This window comes from Candidatus Cyanaurora vandensis, from assembly GCF_013285555.1.
Taxonomy (GTDB): domain Bacteria; phylum Cyanobacteriota; class Cyanobacteriia; order Gloeobacterales; family Anthocerotibacteraceae; genus Cyanaurora; species Cyanaurora vandensis.
The window spans coordinates 1-3,623 of the sequence record NZ_JAAXLT010000158.1 but is presented as its reverse complement, the minus strand read 5'-3'; the positions used below and the strand labels follow the sequence as shown (position 1 = coordinate 3,623).

Annotated in this window: 4 protein-coding genes; 2 read left to right on the top strand and 2 right to left on the bottom strand. The window is 57.4% G+C overall.

The annotated features are described in order from the left end of the window. Positions 1-65: 65 nt before the first annotated feature. Entirely contained in the window at positions 66-854 is a 789-nt protein-coding gene (gene trpA / locus HFM78_RS11065; protein WP_396033671.1) for a tryptophan synthase subunit alpha, read from the bottom strand. A gap of 186 nt (positions 855-1,040) precedes the next feature. Further along, complete coding sequence (locus tag HFM78_RS11060; protein WP_396033669.1) at positions 1,041-2,222, bottom strand: NAD(P)H-quinone oxidoreductase subunit H; 1,182 nt, start codon at positions 2,220-2,222, stop codon at positions 1,041-1,043. A 105-nt stretch (positions 2,223-2,327) separates the two neighbouring features. Between HFM78_RS11060 and HFM78_RS11055 the strand changes: the two genes are divergently transcribed. After that, a complete protein-coding gene (locus HFM78_RS11055; protein WP_287129505.1) occupies positions 2,328-3,038 on the top strand; it encodes a type III pantothenate kinase in 711 nt (236 codons plus the stop codon). Further along, positions 3,019-3,528 carry a hypothetical protein gene (locus HFM78_RS11050; RefSeq protein ID WP_287129504.1) on the top strand — a complete coding sequence of 170 codons (510 nt, stop codon included), beginning with the start codon at positions 3,019-3,021 and terminating at the stop codon, positions 3,526-3,528. Before HFM78_RS11055 ends, HFM78_RS11050 begins: the two co-directional genes overlap by 20 nt. Positions 3,529-3,623: the final 95 nt, after the last annotated feature.

Sequence of the window (3,623 nt, the reverse complement as noted above, 5' to 3'; positions counted from 1 at the left end):
GCGCAGTATTGGGGAGGGATTGGGGACCCTTGCAAGCATGCAAGAAGAGCGCGAGGAGAGCCGCTTTAACCCAGCGCATCGCGCAACTGCTGACAAAATTCGCCCAAGCGGGCTAACCGTTCCGGCTCCGGGGTCTGGGCCAACAGTTGGACACAGGCACTCCCCACAATCACCCCGTTAGCCCCCCAGTCGGCTACCTGTCGAGCTTGGGCCGGGGTGGAGATACCGAACCCGACGGCAATAGGCTTCGTCGTCAAGGCCCGCACCTGCTGGATCATCTGGGGGAGGTTGGTCGCTAGTTGCTGTTGGACCCCGGTGGTCCCGGTGAGACTGACCACATAGACAAAGCCCTGGGCGGCTTGGACAATCCGGGCGATCCGGTCCGGGGGGCTCGTTGGGGCAATTAGCAAAATCACATCTACGCCATAGGCCGCGCCCAAGGTTAGTAGAGGTCCGGCTTCTTCCAGGGGGAGGTCGGGAATAACTACGCCCTTGACTCCCGCTTGGTGGAGGCGGGCCATAAAATTTTCGGCCCCCATCGCCAGCACCGGGTTGTAGTAGGAGAACAGGACCACGGGTACACCCAGGGCCGGGATTAACCCTGCCAAAAGCTCTAGCACTTGGCTCAAGGTGGTGCCCCGTTGACGGGCACGAGTGGCAGCAGCTTGGATCACGGGTCCATCGGCGAGGGGATCAGCGTAGGGCACCCCTACCTCGAGAATGTCCGCACCGTGGCGGGCCAAGGTCAATAGGGCGGCCCCTGTGGTCACAAGATCTGGGTCCCCAGCGGTCAAGAAGGGAATGAGGGCGGGTTTGTGGCCTAGCCGGTCGAAGGTCTCTTGAATGCTTGGTATACCCATAGCTTTATCATCGCCTAAGACAGGACTCTAGTTTTCTAAGGCGTGTGTTAATAAACGCTATCAAAGTCAATGAACGCTTAACAAAAATTCAAAACTTACGCTTTGAACGGGCCCATGAGCAGCCCCTCGAACTCAAACCCTTAGCGGTAAATGTGGACCGGCTCGTGGAGAGTTGGCACACTAACGGTCCACGGAACCCATAATCATGTCTACAGAACCGAGGATTGCCATTAAATCAGCAAGCTTACTGCCACTGACCATTTGGGCAATTAAACCCAGGTTCACAAAGTCCGGGGGCCGGACCTTGAACCGCCAGGGAGTTTGTCCGCCATCACCGATTAAGTAAGCACCGAGTTCACCCTTGGCAGACTCGACGCGGACATAGATTTCACCGGCGGGTAGTTTGAAGTTGGGGGCGGGTTTCTTGCTGATGAATTGGTAATCAGGAGCGTTCCATTCGCTCTTGGGTCCACCGAGAAGCCGTTGGGCCTCCAGGTTTTCAAAGCTACCGCCGGGAAGTTGGTCTAGGCACTGGCGGATAATTTTTGTGGACTCGCGCATCTCCTGAATCCGCACCACATAGCGGGCAAAGACATCACCACGAGTATCCCAGGGCACGTCGAACTCCACCTCGTCGTAAATTGAATAGTGGTCCACCTTACGCAGGTCCCACTGCACCCCGGAGGCCCTGAGCATCGGCCCAGACATCCCCCAGCTAATCGCCTCCTCCTGCGAGACCACCCCTAGGCCCTCGACTCGACGGCGAAAAATTGGGTTGTTTGTGATTAAGGTCTCATACTCATCAACTTTGGGCAAGAAGTAATCACAGAAGTCCCGGCATTTATCCACCCAACCATAGGTAATATCGGCAGCCACCCCGCCGATGCGGTGGTAGTTGTGCATTAACCGGGACCCCGTGACCGCCTCAAAAAGGTCGTAGACCAACTCGCGTTCCCGAAAAATATAAAACAGCGGCGTATTGGCCCCCAAGTCCGCCATAAAGGGACCCAGCCAGAGCAGGTGAGAGGAAATACGGGAAAGCTCTAGCATGATGACGCGGATATATTGGGCACGGCGGGGGACGGGGACATCGGCAAGCTTTTCCCAGGCCATTGCTGTCAAGGACTCCTGGAGCATAGTTGCTGCATAATCCCAGCGATTGGCATAGGTCAGGAACTGAATGAAGCTGCGGCTTTCCGCCATCTTCTCAATGCCCCGGTGCAAGTACCCAATAATCGGTTGGCAGTCTTCGATATTCTCCCCGTTCATCGTGACGACCAGATGCATCACCCCATGCATGGAAGGGTGGTGGGGGCCTAGGTTCAATACCATCCGTTCGGTACGGGTCTCAATCAGACTCATCGCGGCCCCCAGCGTTTTCTCATTCCAAGTAAACCGACCCCCATTGGCCTCACCTCTACCCCAGGATGTACTCATCCCCATCAGCTCGGGGCAGGGCAAGCCATAATGAGAGCCATTGTTTGGGGACGAGCGATGTGGTTGGCGGTGGACATTGGCAATACCCGTCAGCACTGGGGCTGGTTTGAGCGGGGGGAGTTGATTTTGGCGGCGGACTATAGCCCGGATTACTGGGACCCCAGTGTATTCGAGCGGGCGTCCCAGATTACCGTCGCCTCCGTGGTCCCCGCACGGTTAGAGCGGTGGCAGTTCTACCCCAAGGTACGGGTCTTGACCCTGGCAGATGTGACGCTCCGGGGCAGTTATGAGACCCTAGGGATTGACCGGGCCTTGAATATTCTGGGGGCGGGTTATCGCTATGGTTTACCCGTGCTGGTCGTGGATTTCGGGACCTGTATCACGGTGACGGTGGCGGGTACTAAAGGTCAATTGGTGGGGGGCTGTATCCTGCCGGGATTCATGATGCAGTTTCGCGCTTTACACCAACAGACCGCCCTCCTCCCTGAAGTCACCCTCCCCACAACCCTCCCCGTGCCCCTCGCGAGCGACACCGCCAGTGCCATCCAAAGTGGGGTGGTCAAAGTGACCCTAGCGGGGCTAGAACAGTACCTAACGGCATGGCGGCAAGCCGAGAGTCGGGGTAAAGTCGTTGCCACTGGGGGCGACAGTGCCTTGGTCTGCCGTTGGTTGCCCCAGCTTTTTGATTACCAGGATGCCCAACTCTGTCTGTGGGGGATGTATGCTGCGGCTCATCATTAGTCTGGTTTTCGCGTTGGCCCTCCCGGTCCAAGCCTTTGAGTTGGGTCAGACCGAGACTGCCATCCGCAAACGCTACGGGGCACCCACTGCCAGCCGCACGCTACCCTGGCGCAGTCTGGTCTATGAACGGTCTTTTGGACGGGTGGTCCTATTGGTCGGCACCGACGGACGGGTGGAGGCGGTTTTGCAGTTCGACAACGGCTATGGCAAGGACTACCCGCAGGTGGGCCGTTTCTTGAAAGAGCAAGAGCCGTCCTTTAGTTACACGGATGCTAAGAAGACACGCTCCATCGAACTCTTCCAGCAGATTTCCCCCCGGGGCTTCGAGGCTTGGCTCTTTAAAAAACAAAGGAACCAAGTCTGGGTCTTCGGGGACCTCTTGGCCCTACCCTACCGCCGCGATGAAGCGCGAGAATTCCTCGTGGAGTACGCCCGCCGTCTCCTTGCCGACCCCAAGTTGATCCTGCTGGCCCCCGTCTCTGCAACTTGACCGGAAATATGGGATGCAAGCCCCGTCCTTCAGGACGGCTTTATCCCCTGATATGCTAGGATAATATCATGTTCATCCGAGAAGCCAAGCTAACT